This is a genomic window from Burkholderia sp. BCC1985 (assembly GCF_905339915.1).
Lineage (GTDB): Bacteria > Pseudomonadota > Gammaproteobacteria > Burkholderiales > Burkholderiaceae > Burkholderia.
This window is the reverse complement of the sequence record NZ_CAJPGY010000112.1, coordinates 1-1305: the sequence shown is the minus strand read 5'-3', so window position 1 is coordinate 1305 and position 1305 is coordinate 1. Positions and strand designations below refer to the sequence as shown.

Sequence of the window (1305 nt, the reverse complement as noted above, 5' to 3'; positions counted from 1 at the left end):
GGTTCATCGAGGATTACCGGGGAACGCGGCGCGAATCTTAAGGAAGAAGTATTCGTCGTCGCGGTACCCGTAAGCTCGACGCTTGATGACCTTGATGGTGTTGTTGATGCCTTCAACGATGCTGGTATTGAGCGGATGGCGGCAGCGAGTCACGATGCCGTGCCAGTAGCCCTGCAGACGCTCGGCGAACTTTTGCAGGGCCGCGATCCCACTTTGCTGAGCCTGCTCGAACCATTGTTCCCAAGCCTTTTGCGCCCAGGCCGGCTTTCGGTAGAACCAGAGCCGCTTGAGCTCGTCGCGTAACACGTAGACGCATAACAGCGCCTGATTGGCCGCCAGCAATTCCTTCAGGTGCACGGCCTGATCCGGCTTGAGGTTGTGGCGGTTGCGCAGCAACAGCCAGCGGCTGGACTTCAGAACCTTGCGGGCTGGCTTGTCATGTCGGAGTTGATTGGCCTGATCGACCCGCACCCGATCGATCACTTCGCGGCCGTACTTGGCCACCACGTGGTACAGGTCGAAGACGATTTCCGCCTGCGGACACTGTTCCCTGATTTCGAGTTCATAGGCCGTGGTCATGTCGATCGCGACCGCTTCGATACGCTTGGCCGCGCCTTCGGGAAGCTGTTCGAAGAAGGCCCGGGCCGTCTCACGCGAGCGTCCCGGTCCGATCCAGAGTACTTGCCGGCTGATCGGGTCGACCACCACCGTGGCGTAGCGATGACCTTTATGCAGCGCGAACTCGTCCATCGCCAGATAGCGGATCGTTGACCAATCGGGCTCGCTCACGCGCGCCCGCAGGCGCATCTTGTCGATCGATTTGACCGTGTGCCAGCCCAGATCGTAGAAGGCCGCCACCGCCTGTACGCTGGCCGCTTGCAGCAGTTTCTCGCAAGCCTTGGCGAAGCGCTCCGTCACTCGCTGGTAACGGCCCAGCCACGCCAGCTTCTCCAGTCGCGGGCCGCCGCAGCGTTCGCACCAGACCCGGCGACGAGGCACATGCAACACCACCCGGTATTCGAATAGCGGCAAGTCACGCACCCGACGAACCGTCGTCTCGTGGATCTGCTGGCAGCGTGCCCCACACTGCTCGCAGTACATGATCTTGCTGACCGGCTTCAAATACAGCGACAGCGTGCGACCTTCGCCTTCCGGCCATTCCACACGCTCCAGTCGGTAACCCGTCCAGCAGCCCAGTGCCTGAAGTGCCTTGCGATCGAGCAATTACCTCTCCTGACGTCCTTAAAGTCAGGCGTCAGGTTACGCAATCGCTCTCAAACCCTCCACGGTTTCCTGCGATGAACC

General features: G+C 60.9%; 1 protein-coding gene. It reads right to left on the bottom strand.

The window, feature by feature from the left end; all coding sequences use genetic code 11:
- Window positions 1–3 precede the first annotated feature (3 nt).
- Window positions 4–1224 (bottom strand): ISL3 family transposase, encoded by a 1221-nt coding sequence (locus U4Z31_RS36860; RefSeq protein WP_044844244.1) that lies wholly within the window; start codon window positions 1222–1224, stop codon window positions 4–6.
- Window positions 1225–1305: the final 81 nt, after the last annotated feature.